The 16,739-nt window shown below is 43.2% G+C and carries 18 protein-coding genes; all 18 read right to left on the reverse strand.

Features of this window, described 5'->3' with window-relative positions; genetic code table 11:
* Nucleotides 1–105: 105 nt before the first annotated feature.
* Nucleotides 106–663 (reverse strand): BMC domain-containing protein, encoded by a 558-nt coding sequence (locus JT739_RS10430; protein ID WP_237661060.1) that lies wholly within the window; start codon nt 661–663, stop codon nt 106–108.
* Nucleotides 660–1,991: a 4Fe-4S dicluster domain-containing protein gene (locus tag JT739_RS10435; protein ID WP_237661061.1), complete on the reverse strand. Its 1,332-nt coding sequence runs from the start codon at nt 1,989–1,991 to the stop codon at nt 660–662. The genes JT739_RS10430 and JT739_RS10435 overlap by 4 nt, the downstream gene beginning before the upstream one ends.
* 27 nt (nt 1,992–2,018) lie before the next feature.
* Nucleotides 2,019–3,404, reverse strand: coding sequence for an aldehyde dehydrogenase family protein (locus tag JT739_RS10440; protein ID WP_237661062.1), 1,386 nt, complete (start codon nt 3,402–3,404; stop codon nt 2,019–2,021).
* 4 nt (nt 3,405–3,408) lie between these two features.
* Complete coding sequence (locus JT739_RS10445; protein WP_237661063.1) at nt 3,409–4,392, reverse strand: cob(I)yrinic acid a,c-diamide adenosyltransferase; 984 nt, start codon at nt 4,390–4,392, stop codon at nt 3,409–3,411.
* Between the two features lie 2 nt (nt 4,393–4,394).
* A complete protein-coding gene (locus JT739_RS10450; RefSeq protein ID WP_237661064.1) occupies nt 4,395–4,679 on the reverse strand; it encodes a EutN/CcmL family microcompartment protein in 285 nt (94 codons plus the stop codon).
* Nucleotides 4,680–4,687: 8 nt separating this feature from the next.
* Nucleotides 4,688–5,464, reverse strand: coding sequence for a flavoprotein (locus JT739_RS10455; protein ID WP_237661065.1), 777 nt, complete (start codon nt 5,462–5,464; stop codon nt 4,688–4,690).
* Nucleotides 5,465–6,301 (reverse strand): ethanolamine utilization protein EutJ, encoded by an 837-nt coding sequence (gene eutJ, locus JT739_RS10460; protein ID WP_237661066.1) that lies wholly within the window; start codon nt 6,299–6,301, stop codon nt 5,465–5,467.
* Nucleotides 6,302–6,314: 13 nt separating this feature from the next.
* Entirely contained in the window at nt 6,315–6,959 is a 645-nt protein-coding gene (pduL, locus tag JT739_RS10465) for a phosphate propanoyltransferase (protein WP_237661067.1), read from the reverse strand.
* Nucleotides 6,960–6,973: 14 nt separating this feature from the next.
* Nucleotides 6,974–7,462 (reverse strand): BMC domain-containing protein, encoded by a 489-nt coding sequence (locus JT739_RS12805; RefSeq protein WP_370642649.1) that lies wholly within the window; start codon nt 7,460–7,462, stop codon nt 6,974–6,976.
* Nucleotides 7,463–7,473: 11 nt separating this feature from the next.
* Nucleotides 7,474–7,827 (reverse strand): glycerol dehydratase reactivase beta/small subunit family protein, encoded by a 354-nt coding sequence (locus JT739_RS10475; protein WP_237661068.1) that lies wholly within the window; start codon nt 7,825–7,827, stop codon nt 7,474–7,476.
* A 4-nt stretch (nt 7,828–7,831) separates the two neighbouring features.
* Complete coding sequence (locus JT739_RS10480) at nt 7,832–9,634, reverse strand: diol dehydratase reactivase subunit alpha (RefSeq protein ID WP_237661069.1); 1,803 nt, start codon at nt 9,632–9,634, stop codon at nt 7,832–7,834.
* Nucleotides 9,635–9,646: 12 nt separating this feature from the next.
* Entirely contained in the window at nt 9,647–10,171 is a 525-nt protein-coding gene (locus JT739_RS10485; protein WP_370642651.1) for a diol dehydratase small subunit, read from the reverse strand.
* A gap of 16 nt (nt 10,172–10,187) precedes the next feature.
* Complete coding sequence (locus JT739_RS10490) at nt 10,188–10,844, reverse strand: propanediol/glycerol family dehydratase medium subunit (protein WP_237661071.1); 657 nt, start codon at nt 10,842–10,844, stop codon at nt 10,188–10,190.
* A gap of 1 nt (nt 10,845) precedes the next feature.
* Entirely contained in the window at nt 10,846–12,543 is a 1,698-nt protein-coding gene (locus tag JT739_RS10495) for a propanediol/glycerol family dehydratase large subunit (RefSeq protein WP_237661072.1), read from the reverse strand.
* Between the two features lie 26 nt (nt 12,544–12,569).
* Nucleotides 12,570–13,355, reverse strand: a complete 786-nt coding sequence (gene pduB, locus JT739_RS10500) for a propanediol utilization microcompartment protein PduB (protein WP_237661073.1) — start codon at nt 13,353–13,355, stop codon at nt 12,570–12,572.
* Nucleotides 13,356–13,377: 22 nt separating this feature from the next.
* Nucleotides 13,378–13,656 (reverse strand): propanediol utilization microcompartment protein PduA, encoded by a 279-nt coding sequence (gene pduA / locus JT739_RS10505; RefSeq protein WP_237661074.1) that lies wholly within the window; start codon nt 13,654–13,656, stop codon nt 13,378–13,380.
* 177 nt (nt 13,657–13,833) lie between these two features.
* On the reverse strand, nt 13,834–15,399 hold the full coding sequence (locus JT739_RS10510) for a response regulator (protein WP_237661075.1): 1,566 nt from the start codon (nt 15,397–15,399) through the stop codon (nt 13,834–13,836).
* Nucleotides 15,399–16,631 carry a PocR ligand-binding domain-containing protein gene (locus tag JT739_RS10515; RefSeq protein ID WP_237661076.1) on the reverse strand — a complete coding sequence of 411 codons (1,233 nt, stop codon included), beginning with the start codon at nt 16,629–16,631 and terminating at the stop codon, nt 15,399–15,401. The genes JT739_RS10510 and JT739_RS10515 overlap by 1 nt, the downstream gene beginning before the upstream one ends.
* Between the last annotated feature and the right edge of the window lie 108 nt (nt 16,632–16,739).

The raw sequence follows: 16,739 nt of genomic DNA on the forward strand, positions 1-16,739 counted from the left end.
TACAATTATTTTACACTATGAGTAAGTCTCAAAACAAAAAAGCATCTTTTTAGGATGCTTTTTTGAATCTAAACATCAAGAAAGTGTCATTATCCGACCAATTTTTCAAAGGAGGTAATTTAACACATCTCTAGATACATTGGGGATTACTATGCTTTTTACCAGCGTCCCTTCCGGCTCGGCTTTTTGGCGACCTGCTTCAACTGCTGATATTACAGCACTTACACTTCCCAGCATAGTTACATAGGATTTACCGCCCAATCCTACAGCTGCCCTTATCTCCATAAGTTTTACGTTTGCCGCTTTGACAGCAGCATCGGCAGCAAGAATGCTTGCACCTACAGAAAATGTCTCTATTACTCCCAGGGCATTAATGGAGTCTAAATCATCAAGCACCGTAGCCCCTTCTAATGCCGGAAATACATCTTCATGGACCCGCGGAATCAATATAGAATCGGCTAGATAATCCTTAGCTTTTCGGAAGCCTTCGTTTATCGAGTTTTTAACCGCTCCCACCTCTCCGCCTACAAGAACTAGGAATTTGCCGGGGCAAATAGGCCTTGCTAGAAAAAGTTTTACCGGCGCAATCTTTACCATTGCATCAGCTGTTTCAATACCTGCCGCTATACTGATGGTCTCTACAATACCTATGGCTCTTATCATTTGACATCCTCCCCCCGGATGACAATTTTGTGACCATCACAATGCACCACAGTTCCATCTATACTTGCATGAATATTGCATCCTAATTTATCTTCCGGAACCCGACCAACAACCTGAAATTTTGTAACTCTGTCACCGACACTGACTACAGGAACTGCAGGTGCTCCAATATGCTGTTTCATAGGTATGTGAACCTCCGGCGGTTTTACAAAATCTCCGTCAACCAAAAAAGCTGGTCTATCAAATTCCATAAGCTTCAGCCGAACTTTTAAGCGATTGGTGGGAATTTTACGCCACTGTCTTGATTCTCTGGGATTGAAATAAGTCTTCTCTGTTGCATACTTAAAACCTGCTTTTGCCAACTCGCTCTTTATAGTCATATTCACCCGCCTTGGCGATAATTGCTGAGGACAGGAATACGCTTCACACAATCCGCATTCACAGCAAAGCATTGCCTGCTTAATGTAGCCATCTGTCAGATTAAATCCCACAGAAAGCATGATTTTGCTTGGCTCCAAGTCATGTCCCAAGAGATAACGGGGGCACTGCATGGTACAATATCTGCATTGGATACATGCTATTTTTGCCAATCTCAGTATACGATTAAGGTCGGACTCCTTTACTGATACTGCCGGATGATGTTTAGGAAAAATCAGCAAACCACCTGTTACCTTTGTTATAGGTGAATTTAAATCTACAATCTTTCCCATCATTGGGCCGCCGTCTACGATAACCTTGTCTTTATAATCAACACCGAGAAAATCTAGCAACCACCCAACTGTTGTGCCTATAGGCACTTTAAGGGTAATTGGATTTTCCACTTGACCCCCAACTGTAATAAATTTTTGAATAACAGGGGTATCTTCCTCAATTGCCTCATAGACATTGTATAAAGTTTCGATATTGTTCACTATCGCTCCTACCGCAAGCGGGATTCCCCCTTCAGGCACCACCTCACCGGTGACTTCAAACACCATTATCTGTTCATCGCCTGCCGGGTAAAAATCCCCTATTTCAAAGAGCCTTATATTGAGCTTGGTCTTTGATAGTTCTTCGTTCAAAGCTTTTACTGCCTGTTTATATTTCCCTTTTAAAGCAATTACAGCACTGCCGGCTCCAGTAAAATCTTTTAAAATGCTAAGGGCTTTAACAATTCTATCAGGAAATCTTGCCATTATTTCCTTGCTCACATCCAGCAGCGGTTCACATTCAGCGCCATTTGCTATGTAATAATCGATGCCTTCCTGTTTCAGCTTGGCATAGGTAGGAAATCCTGCACCTCCAGCTCCAACCACTCCTTTTTCTCTCAACACTTCCCTTACTTGCAAAAATACCACCCCTAACTGCCAAATCTACTAAACTATCCTAAATCCGTCCACCAATATACAGCGCCGTTGACGGGTAAATGTTTTAGCAGAGGTCAAACCTTCACCGGTGGGGCCTGCGATTGTAAATGTGGTAAACCCCTCTCCTCCCATGCCAATACCGGCATATGAAGGCCCATTTTTGACGAATATTGTAGTTTCAATTGCCCGGGCGTATTTTGTCATGTTATCCACGTTCTTTGAATGCATAATTGCCGTATGTCGGTTGCCATGTTCACACTTCACTGCCAACTCAATGGCTTCATCTACATCAGAAACCGTCACTACCGGCAAAACCGGCATCAATTGTTCAAGATAAACTAAAGGATGGTTCTTGTCCGTAGGCATTATTAACAATCGCACATCAGGTATTGGTCCAGCTTTAATCTGACTTAGAATATAACTTGCATCTCTGCCCACTAGATCCTTATTAACAGCACCGTTTAACACAATCTTTTTGGTAATTGCATCTGATTCTTCATCATTTAAAATATATACATTCTCATTTTTAAAAGAATCCATCAGCTGTTTAGCTACTTTTTCCACTACAATGACGACTTTTTCGGCAATACAGGGAAGATTGTTATCAAAACTTGCCCCTAGTACTATATCATGAGCTGCCTTTGCAATATCCGCAGTCTCATCCACCACCGCCGGCGGATTCCCAGCTCCTGCTCCTATGGCTTTTTTACCCGAGGAAAGGGCTGCCTTTACTACTCCTGGTCCTCCTGTAGCCACTATCATCTTTATATCGGGATGCTGCATCAGCTGTTGACTTGTCTGTATGGTAGGCTCTTTCACGGTGCAAATCAGGTGCCTTGGTCCGCCAGCCTTAGCAATGGCATCATTGATGAGCTTTATTGTCTCTATGCTGACCTTAACCGCTCGGGGATGGGGATTTACCACTACCGTGTTGCCACCTGCAATCATGCCTATGCTGTTGTTGACAATGGTGGAAACGGGATTTGTAACAGGAGTTATTGCTGCAAGCACCCCAAACGGCCCTCTTTCAACAAGGGTGAGGCCATGGTCGCCGGATTTTGCCCAAGGCGTTAAATCTTCAGTACCTGGAGTTTTCTTGGCTGCCAGAATAATTTTGGCTATTTTATCATCTACCCTTCCCATCTGGGATTCTTCCACACAAAGGGCGGCCAGGTAATTTGCATTGTTAATACTTACTTCTCTGATGGCCGATATAATGATTTCCCTTTTTTCTAAATCCAGCATGTTTAATCGCCTTTGAGCTTCTTTTGCAGCACAAACTGCCTCATCTACCGTATTAAATATGCCAAGCTCTGATTCATCGGGGCCATTAGCCTTTGACAGCTCATCTATGATCTTATTTTTTATAAGGGAAATTAGTTCTTCCTGAATCATAATGCTAAGCTTCACTCCCTTCGGTTATTATTTTTAAGCCGGCCTTTGCCACGGTTTCATCTTCTTCAACTGTTCCTCCGCTAACCCCTATGGCTCCTATAACTTCATTGCCGCAAAAAATCGGAATACCTCCACCGAAAGTCACATATCTGCCGCTGTTTTGGGTATTTATACCAAAGAGCTCCCCTCCTGGATTTGCCAATTTATTTAGATCAGAAGTAGGTAATCTGAGGACTGCACTGGTATAGGCTTTGTTAATGGAAATTTCGATACTTGCCAAAAGGGCTCCATCCATTCTGTGAAGGGCTACTAAATAACCTCCTTTGTCTACGACAGAAATGACCATGGGCACACCTATTTCTCCAGCTTTCTTTTCAGCTGCCTTTATGATAGCCTTGGCTGCATCCAGCGTTATATTTTGGATATGGCTTGCCTTTTGAGAAAAGTTTGTCTTTACCCTTTCCATGGCCTGTTTAACTGTCTCCTCTTCCTCTTGTAATTTTGCTATGGCAAAAAGCAAATCTGATAATCGATTTAAATATATTAATATTTCCTTTCGAACCGGTATTTCTAGATTTACTTTCACCACTTGCCGTTCTGCCCTCCTGGCAATAGTTCTCGCCAAGTGCATAGAGGCTGAAGATTTATACGGTCCTGGCACTATAAAGTCATTTTTCAAACTGGTTTTAGACATTATCTCATCGATTCTTGTCTCCAACCAGTTTATATGTTCCTGAGTAACCCTACTTTTTAACACATTGGGCTTATTGGTAGCCAGCTCAGCTGCTACAAGAAACAAATCTTCCTCAATTTTCTTCAATATCTCTGATATGCCCATGCCTAAATTAAATGACCTTGCCAGGGCTATAGCTGCAACAAGTTCATCCACGGTGCCGTAAGCTTCTACTCTCGTATCGCTTTTGAATAATCTCTTTCCGTCAAAAAGGCTGGTCTTGCCAGAATCTCCGGTTTTGGTATATATGGCCAACCTCAATACCCCCCGCTCATTTCTATATCATCTACGATGCCGATTACTGCTGCATCAACTGGGGCCTTATCATTTGACATAATGCGGCTGGCGGTAGTGCCGGCTACCATCAAGACCAGTTCTCCTACTCCTGCTCCTACGGAGTCAACAGCTACCATTACCTCATCGCTTTCACTTGTTTCGTCTAATCCTTTTCTTAAAGGTTTTACTATCAAAAGCTTGGAGCCGATTAAAGTCTCATTTTTCTTGGTGGCAACTACAGTTCCTACCACTTTTGCTAAAAGCATTTTTATCCCTACTCCCTAATGATTTTTAAGCCAAAATCTCTTATTAAATCCTGCGCAAGGGGGGTTATCAAAGCACTTTTAGGTATGCTGATTTCCCGTCCTTCGTTTAAATACGGCAATATATCTTTTCTGGTGACGGGATTTTTGTCAACTTTAATGGCACATGTTTTATGCGTATCTTCAGTCATCTCAGATGACCTTTGGCAAAACATAACCTTTTGTACCATGTCGCCGAGGCTATCTGCGGCACACAATTTGACACCATAGTCTTTCAGTACGGAAAGGTTTCTGGCAAAAGCACCTTTGAGATGTGCATTTGGCCAATTAAAGCCTAACCTGCTCCACTGGGGTCCTTCCACATCTGCCGCATCTTTTGCCGCAATAACGGGAATGCCAAGCATTAGAGCATCTATCATCAGCTCTGACGCGTAGGAATCCAGTATCAGGTTTGCCACTTTAGCAGCAGTATTTCTGGAAAGAACCGCCACAATTACTCCTGTGTAATCTTTAAGATTTTGAATCCTCTCTCTGCCTTCAATATAAATTTTGCCGGCACTTAATCTCTCTTTTATTTTTAAAGCATCGTGGATTTTTGAAGCTGCAGCAGACATCATCACATCGACATCTATTCGGTTATGCTTAATACTTTCTTCCAGTTCCTTTAAGGCAGTTTCTGCTCCTATAGTTCCTCCGGTCACAACGACCAGCAGTCTGCCTTTCATTATTCTCATTACGGTTTCTTCCACCAAAGCTTTTATCCTTTGTTCTAATTGCAGGTTATCCATTTATATACCCCCTTTTCTGCAAGAAAGTGCTATGCCTAGGGGCGTAACCAGGATGCAGTGCTTAGGAACGTAAACCGGAATGCCGGTTACTTGCTCAATCACATCTTTTAAACCTTCAAAACTGCTTGTACCGCCTACCAAGCAGATTTTTTCCACATCATATCCCTTAATGTGTCTATGTATTATCGTAGCCACTTTCTCCATTACGGGCTTAACTACGGGCAAAAGTTTCCTGTGATTTGAACTATCAAGTTTTAGCTCTTCTGCCCTGTCGAAATCTAAACCGTAATTTCCAGCAATAACTAGGGTAAAATGCACTCCACCAGTGGGCTCATCAGCAGTGTAAATAATCTCGCCGGATTTAATTATAGATATGCCGGTAGTTCCGCCACCTATATCCACTATAGCCTGATCTTCCATGCCTAAAACTTTGGCGGCTGCTACTGGTTCCTCAAATACATCCAGCACCTCAATGCCTGCCGATTCCACAACGTGTCTTGTGGCCCGAAAATCTCCTGCTGCCGTGCCTGGAGGCACAGCACAAGCTCCATACTGTAAATCTGTTCTAAGTTCATGCTCAAGTTCTTGTATCATGTTCTCAACAATGTTCCTTGCTTTAACAAAATCTACCACAATCCCATCTCTTACAACTTCAGCTCTTTCTATTTTCCCCGCCACGGGATTGTCTTCATCGTCAACCACTGCCACTACCACATTGGCAGTGCCTAAATCCACGCCAATCCTGTAATTGCCAGAGCCGTGGAAAATCCTGCCATTGAGACAATCCCAAAATGCCTCACACAACTTTTCACCAGACTTTACTTCACTGAGACACAAGGGTTCTTCCCCCTTAATTTATCAAATATACTTTATCACCGCTTTTTACACCAGAAGCATTGGCCTCATCGGTATCCAGGTGCATTTCCAATACAAATTTGGGCGATACCCTGACCAGAACTTTATCGAAAATGACCTTCCGATCGCCACAAGTTGCCACTTTGACAAATTGATTATTTCTTAAATTCCACTTTTTTGCTATATCATCCGGCATGTGTACGTGTCTGAGAGCACATATGACGCCTTGCTCCAACCTAATTGCTCCCATAGGGCCGACCAATACACATCCCGGTGTATTCTGAACATTTCCCGATTCTCTCACAGGAGCGTCAATTCCCAAAGTATATCCATCGGTTTTAGAAATCTCTACTTGGGTTTTGGACCTTAAAGGCCCCAACACCCTTACATTCTGGATAACTCCCTTAGGCCCTATAATCATAACGGTTTCCTTGGCAGCAAATTCCCCGGGCTGCATTAACTCCCGGATAGGCGTCAGAGTATGGTTTTTCCCGAAGAGTATTTCAAGATGTTCTTGTGACAGATGAACGTGTCTTGCCGAAACATTTACGATTATTTCCAATTTTGGTCTTTCTTCGTCTTTAAGCTGCGACAGCACAGTACAGACGACTTTTCCCACCAGCTCTTTGCTTATATCCATAAACTCTCGTCACCTCAAGCATCTTCTTTCTTGTAGTGAATGCAGTTTGTTCGAGGTTCACCTTTTTTCCTGGGGCATTTGGGATCCTTGCACAGGTTACACGTATATTTTTGCTCTGGGTCTTCATCTTTCTGTGGAATCTGCTGCACATCCTGCTGTCCATTTTTCTCTGGGCTTTGATCCACCTCTGATTTTGGCTCATCAGATTTCGTTTCCAAGGGTTTTTCTGAGCGCATAAGTATTTCTATATCATCGTGGGGTCTGGGAATAATGTGAACGGCTGCTACTTTTCCAATTTTGGAAGCAGATGCATCGGCTGCACTAATAGCAGCCTTTACACTGCCTACATCTCCCATGATTTTCACTGTGGTAAGGCCACTGCCACGTGCCAATTCATAGCCGATCAGCATTACATTTGCCGCCTTGAGGGCAGTATCAGCTGCTTCTATGGCACATGTTAAACCATAAGTTTCGATAATCCCCAGCGCTTTTTGGCTTTTCACACTCTCCCTCCTTAAAACCACTTAAGTGGCATGTTTTTAGCCAGTCTGGCAGCATTTGCCCCCAATACTCTGTAGTTTTCCATGGTATCAGCACCTGCCATGACTTTCATTATAGGATTGCCTACAGACATACGGCTGTGCTGTAAAAGACATGTTCCGTCGGATATCAGGCCGATGCCTATTCCAAGTTGCGAATCTTGAGCTGCCTGTTTTGCCAGAAACTGAGCATTTCCATGAACCTCTTTTTCCTCCCAGGGAACTCCTTCTTCTTCTAATCCTTCTCTTAGTTTTCTTAAAGGTATTTGAGCCATATTGTCATTATCGTAATATATTAGAATTGTTGGCTTAACCTTATATCTTCCCATTCTATCACCCGCTAAGCACAAGTCCTGTTGCCACTGCGTTTCTAGGACCTTCTGTTCCCCGGATATTGCCTCGGCCAGCCACAACGCCGTAATTGGCAAGGGCATCGGAAATCATATCCGGTATTTCAAAATCTAAAGCAGACCCTCCCAATAGGACCACAAAATCCAAAAGCCTTATGTTTCCAGCCGGTGCAACCTGTTTTAAGGCTCTAATGGCATTTGTCACAAATACTTTCTTTTTTGCTTCTCTCCTTACAGTCCTTATCTTTTCGAGTTTCAGGTTCCCCGGCAGCGGAATCATCCCATCATCTTTTAAAATTACAACCCTTGCAAAAAGTTGAGGGTCTAAAGGGCTGTCAAAAAACTTCACCGTTTCATCTTCCAACCTGATGGAAAACATGCTCTCCACTTTTGCCAGTGGATTGCATTTTAAATCTTCCAGCAGCATTTTATCTGTTATGCCGAGTTCAGCACCCATCAGCATATTGACCATATCTCCGGCACCGGCCATGTGAACCGTCTTTACTTTCCCATCTGCCGTCAAATACGCAGCATCAACGGAGCCGCCTCCCAAGTCCAAAATAGCCAGTGGTTTTGCAGTACCGGGTGTTGTCAAAGCGCCGTTAATGGCCATTTGGGCTTCAACTCCCGCTATGTGAACGGGGACCGACAGTTCTTCCTCAATTATCTTAGCCACCTTCTCCATGGGTAGCCTGGAACTTTTTACCATTGCGGCCATTCCCACCGCATCTTCTGCAAAAAATTCATTGGCAAGGCCACCTTTGACTTTTTGCTGGACCAATGTATCAACGGCCAATATATCCTGAATCTTTATGGAATCCGGCTTTTGCCCTGTTAAATCAGCCATGGTGGAGCGAATTTTTGAAAGCAACCCTCCCACATTAGTGCCAGCAGTCCCCTGGGCATCATGGAGTGGATATATACGGTCAAGTTCTTCCATCACCTTTTTTGCACCTTCATCAAGGTCAACAGTAGTCCTACCCTTTTCCCCAAAAAGCACTATACTTCCTGCAGGTATTCTCCTCTCCTGTACATCTCCCGCAGGTGTTCTAATTACTACGGCAGAGCGATTGCCAATTAGCGCTCTAGCCACAGGAACTATGTTTTTGGTCTCTTCAGGTGAAAGTTTAAAAACCGTAGCTATTCCATATGGATTTGAAAGGGTTTTTATGGTATATCCCTGCTCAGCTACTTCTACTGCTGCAGGCATTCCCAAGGGGACTTTGTCAATGTAGGCCACTTCATCTACAATAGGTATTTTGTTGTTTAAGCGATTTGCAATGAGCACTCCGTCATCCTTTTGGACTACTGCCCCTTCTACATAAACTCCTCTGCTTGACGCACTGTTTATCATAGCCGCTGCATGTTCGAAGTCTACGCTTTGAGGCACGATTGCTATAACTTCTTCACCGGGTTTTACTTTATCTAGGTGGAAAATGAGGGTAGTTTTCCCTACCCCCAACCCTCTTCCACCCGGTGTAGACGGATTATGTCCGATCATCGTTGACTCTGTTATTATTGTTTCTGTTATAGTTTCCATGGCCATATCAGAGATCACTGGTGTTGCTTCATTTATCCTGATAAGGTCCAAGTTTTTTATATCAACTCCAGCTTTTTTTAAAGCATCATTTATGGCAAACTTAACTCCGGTAATATTTGCCGTTGTGCCTTTTACGCCGGTTGTTGGTGCGATTCCGCTTGAAAGAAAAACCGTCTTGTGTTCCGTTACCTGGGCAAGTGCTACTTCTACCGTATTGTTTCCAATATCTACACCTGCTACGAGCATTTTACCCCTCCGTTACTCCATCCCTTTTAGCAACCGCCTGCGTTCATAAACATCAGCGGCTTCTCTTACATGATTTGCACAAAGAGGTGCATTATAGGTGTGCTCCAATTCATCAGCAATTGCCAAGAGCTCCTCCTTTGACGATCTATAAGGCCTTAAAGCAGTATATATCTCAAGAATCCTCTTATCAGGCACTTTTGTAAGTTCAGCGGCTCTTCTGAAATTTTGAGCCAGCTGCCGCCGACCTACCTGTTCTGCGATCTGCGCCTGCATCAGCAGAGTCTTGTCCGTTATCCTCAAGTCTTCAGGTTTTACATTGCCATTCATAACTTCTTCTAAAGTTATATCATCTAAACTTTGACCTCTCGCGGTTTTAACTAAATCCGGTCTATTTTTCCCAAGGGGATAATCTCTTTTTACATCCAGATTGCTGCATTCAGTTTGTGAAGTGCCACCTGCACACCCCTCGGTAGACTGTGTTTTTCCCACACTTGCCAGAACCTGACGAACCAGTTCTTCTATTTTCTTTTCATCTATCATCCCGAACACCTCCCTAATTGAAAGTAAAGCTAAGCTCTACAGGCTTAACACCTGTTTTTACGTATTTAGTCTCGAAATTATGCATAACTGCTGCTTTTGCCTGGTATTTGGGCCGTGCCATCTGGTCATTTACAACGGGAACGGGTTCAGGTGATTCGCCTTTAGCATACTTGGCGGCATTTTTTCCGATCATTCTGTAGGTATCTAATGTCATTACAGGACATTGGGGGAATAGCTCTAAATTGTTAAGGGGTTCCAAGTCCTTGTGATGAATTACTGTGGTGCCTCGGGATTGGATTCCGATTCCTACACCGGAACCTGACAGCTTAGCCGCAGTATGGGCAATAAAAGCCACGTCTGCAGTGTGATTTACCCTTATTATCCTAAACTGCAGGCCTTCCTCGGATACTCCTGCGGCTATTTCCCGCAAAATATCTTTTAATGGAACACCTACTATGTTTTCTTGAAAGTGACGACCGAAAGCCGGCGAAATGCCAATTATAACTTCGTCTTCTACAGTTCCTTGTTTGGCAGGACCTATCTCTGTCAAATCCAGCTGTGAGGCGATATTTGAGGATTTGACTTTTGGACTATCTACAATCCCTTCACTTTTAAGCTGTCTGAGCACTTCATTTACTACTTTATCCACCAAAGCTTCAGTGCTTATCATATTAGTTCCCCCCTTTGTTAGTATCAAAATCCTCAGGTTTTAAGGCATTGGGTATATTCTTGATCTCATCCCACCGTTTCTGAGATAAGCGGTACCCCGTGCCTGGACCCTGATAATCGTTGGGGTTGTTAACTGCCGAATCTATATTGAAGTTCTCATCCAGGACTGACGATGTATGTAAGTAGTCACCTGCGATTCTCTGCTTTAACATGTTGAGAATGTTTTGCGCCACGTCTTCAAAGCCGCTTTCTGCCAAAGCCTTAACTACATCAAGACTTGTCACGCCCCGTTCCATCATTTCCGTTGCAGCTTTCAAGTCTTCATTTACATCTCTGGGGGGCATATCTTTGGAACCATGAGCAACCGTAGCGGCTTCAACTTCTTCATCGGTAATCGGCGGAAGGCCTAGTTTGTTAAATACGGCCTGTAAGGCCCTTGCCGCTTTATTTCTGACAGCAAGAACTTCTTCTTCCGATACGGGTCTTAAGCCTCCGTCTACCATCAAATCCCGCTGAAGGGCCATGTAATCGTCCACATCTTCTATGTCAACGTTCGAACCTGCAAACATATTGTCATAATTGGGCACTGCGCTGTATCCCGACGTAATAAAATCGGTGCCAGGCATCATTTGCAACAGCAGCCTTGCAGTCCTTCTGATATCAGAATGGGAGAAGGTCTGGTCATTGCCGGATGCCACTTCCAAATCCAGCATCATGGTTATCAGGTTTTCCCCTGCAACTACTCTGATTCCGCTGGGCACTGCTCCCGGAATGCCTATACAGCTGATGGAGCCGTTCTGCAAGCCTTGAACGCCTGCGCCTTTAGCTATCATTATGCAACGTGCTTCCAGATAAAGCATGGACTTGCCTTCAGCAAAGCCCATCTGGACTTCAGAGCCGGTACCTGAGGTAAACCTCATCTTTATTCCCCTGGATGCATAGGCCGATGCAAGGAAAGCCTTTGACCAGGGAGTATCATCGCCGTCTACGAATACCCTCTCGGTGCCGTATACAGAAATGGTCTCCGCATAGGAAGTAAGGCCCCTCATTCCGATGCTTAATTCAAAGGCCTCTTCCAGGGCGCATTGGGTCAGAACTCCGCCCCTGCCGGTCTGAGAGCCTACCAAAAGTGCCAGGGCGTTAAAAGGTGCGTATCTCGTAATTCCTACTGTAGTTTCCTGTTCATCAAATCCCCTGATGGCCGCTTCTGCAGCATCTGCTGCTATTTGAACGGGATTGTCCCGCACGTTTGTTACATGGCACTGATTGGCAGGTCGCTTGCGTGCCCTGGCTTTTTGCATTGCCATCATTATTTCAACCACATTCATTTGATTGATTACTTCGGTTATCTTGGCAGGGGTAAGGCCTTGTACAATCCTCACAACTTCAGATCTGGGCACGTTTATGTCAACCAGCATTTTGGCAATCTCTGTAGAATCCATAGCCATTGCCTCTTCGGCCACATTTAAATCTATGGCGTAATCTGCTATGAACTGGTCGATCATGTCAAATTCATCGCGTCGCTTGCCGTCCATTTCCACTACTTTGCCGTTTTCGATCTTAATGCTGGGCTTAGGATCATTGGGACTGTTGATGGCGATTAAACCAACTTCCGGCCATTCAGCTACAAACCCGTCCAGGTTTACTGGCCTTTCGGCCAATACTTTAAATCTTTTAGATTTAAACGCCGTAGACTTCAACTTATAAACCCCCTTCCGACAAAATCTTAAATGTAAGGAGTGGTCACAGACTTAGGCTCAGACCCCAATGCCCAAAGCAACTGCTTGCCCACTTCCCTAGCTGATATGATGGCTTGCCGCACAGCACCGGAATCTCCCGAAATAGCTATAATGGCCTCATTGGAAAAGCTGGTGCCTTTTGCCGGACTAGCATACATCAGTATATCTACTTCTGCTGCCTTCACTGCGGTATCGCTGCAGATTACGCCAATAGCAGCCGGTGCCCCGACTATCAAGCCGAAAGCCTTGCCTACGGGCGCACCAAAGGCTTTTTCTAAGGCAATACTGGCTCTCGCCGTATACTGGAATTCCAAATGTCCCGCTTCATTGGCGTATACATCTCCAAAAGTTCTGTAAAGTTCCTTCAGGGTGACTTCTACAGCCCTGCGGGCATCTGAAACATCCTCTGCCCCGAAGATAATCAGTGAGCCATGGCCGGCGCCGCCTTTAGTATCTCTTGGCAATTCTATAGTGACGATTTCGGTATTTGTGGCTTTAACCGCCTCATCTGCAGCCATTATCTGCGGACCGGCTCCGGTCCTTCCGCCAACAATTCCTATTGACCTAAATTTCTTATCGATTCCCATCTTTTCATGAAGGGCCTGATCCACATTGGCGATAACAAGGCCTATGGTATCGCCTTCACTTATACCTACAAATTCCGTCATTCCCGGATTAATCCGTGTCATTGCGTTTGCAGCCTCTTCTTTTGCCTCATTGTTGATTTTCCCCATTACTTCATTGACAATTTTTTGCACCAGTTTGTCTTCCACAAAGCTCACCTCCTACCTTGTGTTATTCTGATTTCGGTAGAATTTTTTCCACATCAGCATGAGGACGTGGAATCACGTGGACTGAAACGACCTGGCCTACCTTGCCAGCAGCTGCTGCACCTGCATCAGTGGCAGCCTTGGTAGCTCCTACATCACCGCGAACCATGACAGTTACCAAGCCTGATCCAATCTTTTCATAGCCAATTAGCTTCACATTTGCCGCTTTCACCATTGCATCAGCAGCTTCAATAGCAGGTACCAATCCTTTTGTTTCAACCATACCTAAAGCTTCTCCACCCATGAATTTCCCTCCTAAAAAAATTTTTTTAATTTAGCTTTTTAAATTCTATATAGGGAAAATTTAGCCTCTATAATATTTTGTTAAAAATCTGTATTTTAAATAAAAAAAACCTCCTAACTTTTGACAAGTTAAGAGGGAAGTAGGTAATTTTCTGCTTTTTTCTGGATTAATTTGACTTTATGGGTTATTATGAATTTTCTTGTATTGAGTCGGGGACATACCCACAGTCTTTTTAAAAACCTTGCTGAAATAATTCGGATCTGAATAGCCGGTCTTTTTTGCCACCTCAGCTATGGAGATAATTGGATTCGTGAGCAATATCTTAGCATTTTCAATCCTTATCTTTGTTATGTATTCCACATAAGTGCAGCCAGCTACTTTCTTAAATAAGCGGCTAAAGTAATCGGGACTTATGTATATTTCCTTGGCCAGTCTTGCCAGCTTAATATCTTCATTGTAATTTTCCTCAATATACTTCATGGCTTGTTTTATGATATCACTGGAATCAAAATTATTTATTTTTGAAAAAACTTCTTCCAGAAAGTCCTCACAGCAGTTCTTCAAAGCTGCGTAAGTCTGGCATCTGGTTAATTTCTGCAAATAGTTTGAATAAATATAGCTATTTTCCGGTTCTATTAGCCCTACCTGTCGGGCTGTCCGCCACACCATAACCATCACTTCACAAATCCGAACCTGACTATCCACAAGAGAGCCTTTGCTTAATACAAAAATATCCTGAAGGATTTGCTCCATAACAACTAATGCCTCTTTATAATTGCCCATTTTTACATATTCTAGCAGGGTATTTTCTTTATCAAGCTTGTTTTCACCGAGACGACCTAAAAAGTCCTGTATCATATTGGATGTGATTACATTGTTTGAACCAATGTAAAATCTGCCTAGTTGTGCTGCAAGCCTAGCATCGTTGAAAAGGCCTTTTATGTCTTTGTGGTCTTCGCCAACGCCTATAGTTACAGTTATATCCAGGTTCTCTTCAATCATCTTTCGTATTTCTTCCGCCACTGAAACAGCACTGCCATAAGCTGATGTAAGGCCCATGACAATTTCTTCACTCATAAAAAACAAAAACACATTGTCGTCATTTAAATACTTGTTTTCGATGAACCTGAAAACCTCGTATCGCTCCAATTCGGCTTCCGAATGGTCAGCTCCCACATCAGGCAATATAATCATTATGGAAGATGGAAATTCTTTTATGCCAAGCAATTTTGCTCGGGATTTTAGCACACTTTCATCCTCTATATGTCCCATAATGAGGCTCACCATTATACTTGACTTTAGCATACCAGCCGCTTGTTTTATTGATTCTAGAAGCTTTTCTTCTTTGAGCTTCTTTTGCCTTTCTTGGTTTAATTCATCCACAGTCTTGGCGAGAAGCGCCAATATTTCATCGGGTCTGGCAGGCTTTAGCAGATACTCTACAGCGCCGATTTGCAGAGCTCTTTTTACATATTCAAACTCATCATATGCCGTAATAAATATTGCCTTGCACTTTGGGCAAAGCTTCTTAATTTCCGCCCCTGCTGTTATCCCATCCTTTCCAGGCATTTTTATGTCGATTAGCAATATATCAGGCCTTAATTTTTCCGACTGTTCCAATGCCTCTATGCCGTTTCTGGCCTCTCCGACTACCTTTAACGGCAGATTGGAACTTTCTATTATAGACTTTAGCACCTGTCGTTCCAAAACTTCATCATCACAAATTAATACAGTATATTCCATTACACTTCACCCCAAGAAGCAGCCAAATCTTTAAAAGTCTTAGGAAACTTCAATCTCGTAACGGAACCTTTTCCTAGCTGGCTGTCCACTGTCAGACCATAATTAGATCCGAAATATCGCTTCATTCTAATATCCACATTAGGAATTCCAATACCCGTTACATGTCCTTTACCAGTTCTCGTGAACTTATTCAATTCGTTTAGTGTCTTACTGTCCATTCCCACGCCGTTATCCTTAATTTCAATTATGACAATTTCATTTTCTTCATAGGCCTTAATACTTAACTCCCAATCATCTTCCTTTTGCTCCAAACCATGAATTATGGCATTTTCCACTAGCGGCTGCAGCGTCATAACCGGGATTAAAATGTCATTGAGACTAGCGGGCACATCAATAGACGTCTTTAGCAAATCCTGGTATCTGGCTTTTTGTATGTGCAGGTAATGCTGTATATATGTTATCTCTTCTTTTAAAGTAACAAATTGTTCTAAGTTTCTAAGCGAATATCTTAAAAGACTTGCCAATGAATATATGATTTCTCCGGTCCGCTTTGCATTTTCAAGATAGGATAGCCTTGCGGCAGTGTTTAAAGTGTTAAACAAGAAATGAGGGTTCATCTGGGCCTGCAAAACTTTTAGTTCCATGGAGTGTAAGGTGTTTTCAAGCTGTAGCCTAAGTCGTTCTTCCTCTAAAAGCCTTTGCTGCATAAGATTGTTTATTCCCAATTCCACTATGTAGTTAGAGAAAATATTTAACATTTCCGTAGCAGCGATCAATCTCTCTTTTGTGAAAACCTTTACCTCTAAAAAGCTTTGGACATATTCATCTTCATCCAGGCCGAACTTTTTTGCTCTAAGCCTCGCCTTCCTGATGTCCTCTGCCTCTGGCGGTTCGAGAAAAACCTGGCCGCATAATATATAGCCATAACACTTGCCTTCAACTACAATGGGTGCAGCTAAATCCATCAGCCCACAATGGCATGGGAAAATTACCGGCTTGCCTTGTTCCATGGATATTCGGCCATGTTCTTCATCAGATGCGTAGCACAGCTTTTTTCCGATTTCAGTGGAACGCACCATGTGACAATGTCTTGTAAAATTAGTAGGATCAGTCACGTTTTTTCCTGTTAAATCACAGGGTATGGCAGCTAAATCCGTAGCTTCTGTGAATTTTGCCAGCATTTCCCGAAGTTTTACTTTATCGATAACATCTGTCAGCTTGTAGTCCGTCATTTCACCCTCCCCCTTAAGCCAATAGCTTGTACAAAATAATTTGTTATTATATTATAACATATTTGACAAATCAAAATAAAAAGAGATTAATCATGACCACCCGTAAAA

It is taken from the genome of Tepidanaerobacter sp. GT38 (assembly GCF_021991635.1).
GTDB lineage: Bacteria > Bacillota > Thermosediminibacteria > Thermosediminibacterales > Tepidanaerobacteraceae > DTU063.

Excerpts from the sequence above, each read along its gene's own strand:
- JT739_RS10440 (WP_237661062.1), bottom strand. The coding sequence starts at position 3,404 with ATGATTCAGGAAGAACTAATTTCCCTTATAAAAAATAAGATCATAGAT.
- JT739_RS10475 (WP_237661068.1), bottom strand. The coding sequence starts at position 7,827 with ATGGGAAGATATAAGGTTAAGCCAACAATTCTAATATATTACGATAAT.
- JT739_RS10480 (WP_237661069.1), bottom strand. The coding sequence starts at position 9,634 with ATGCTCGTAGCAGGTGTAGATATTGGAAACAATACGGTAGAAGTAGCA.
- JT739_RS10490 (WP_237661071.1), bottom strand. The coding sequence starts at position 10,844 with ATGATAAGCACTGAAGCTTTGGTGGATAAAGTAGTAAATGAAGTGCTC.
- pduL (WP_237661067.1), bottom strand. The coding sequence starts at position 6,959 with ATGGATATAAGCAAAGAGCTGGTGGGAAAAGTCGTCTGTACTGTGCTG.
- JT739_RS10515 (WP_237661076.1), bottom strand. The coding sequence starts at position 16,631 with ATGACGGACTACAAGCTGACAGATGTTATCGATAAAGTAAAACTTCGG.
- JT739_RS10455 (WP_237661065.1), bottom strand. The coding sequence starts at position 5,464 with ATGGATAACCTGCAATTAGAACAAAGGATAAAAGCTTTGGTGGAAGAA.
- JT739_RS10510 (WP_237661075.1), bottom strand. The coding sequence starts at position 15,399 with ATGGAATATACTGTATTAATTTGTGATGATGAAGTTTTGGAACGACAG.
- pduA (WP_237661074.1), bottom strand. The coding sequence starts at position 13,656 with ATGGGTGGAGAAGCTTTAGGTATGGTTGAAACAAAAGGATTGGTACCT.
- JT739_RS10450 (WP_237661064.1), bottom strand. The coding sequence starts at position 4,679 with ATGCTTTTAGCAAAAGTGGTAGGAACTGTAGTTGCCACCAAGAAAAAT.
- JT739_RS10430 (WP_237661060.1), bottom strand. The coding sequence starts at position 663 with ATGATAAGAGCCATAGGTATTGTAGAGACCATCAGTATAGCGGCAGGT.